The following is a 258-nucleotide window of genomic DNA, read 5'->3' as shown; positions in this document are numbered from 1 at the left end:
CGAGCAGCCCGCGAGCGCGAGCACGGCGGCCAGCGCGAGCGGAAGCCTCGGTGCGGCCCATGCATTCAATGCAAACATCACTGCGAACCCTCCATCGTCGCCGGCTGCGCGCCGCCGCGCCGGCGCGGGCCGACGTCGAACAGGCGGCCGACGATCACGAAAAACAGCGGGACGAGAAACACCGCGAGCACCGTCGCCGTGATCATGCCGCCGAGCACGCCGGTGCCGATCGCCATCTGCGCGCCGGATGCGGCGCCC

General features: G+C 72.1%; 1 protein-coding gene. It reads right to left on the bottom strand.

The features are described 5' to 3' along the window. Positions 1-77 precede the first annotated feature (77 nt). On the bottom strand, positions 78-258 hold a 181-nt coding region (locus SB751_RS32460; RefSeq protein WP_410749317.1), incomplete at its 5' end, for an efflux RND transporter permease subunit.

Origin of the sequence: Cupriavidus sp. SIMBA_020 (genome assembly GCF_046535395.1) — a bacterium.
Classification (GTDB): Bacteria; Pseudomonadota; Gammaproteobacteria; order Burkholderiales; family Burkholderiaceae; genus Cupriavidus; species Cupriavidus campinensis.
Note: the sequence above shows the minus strand (reverse complement) of the source record. Positions and strands in the feature narration are given on the sequence as shown.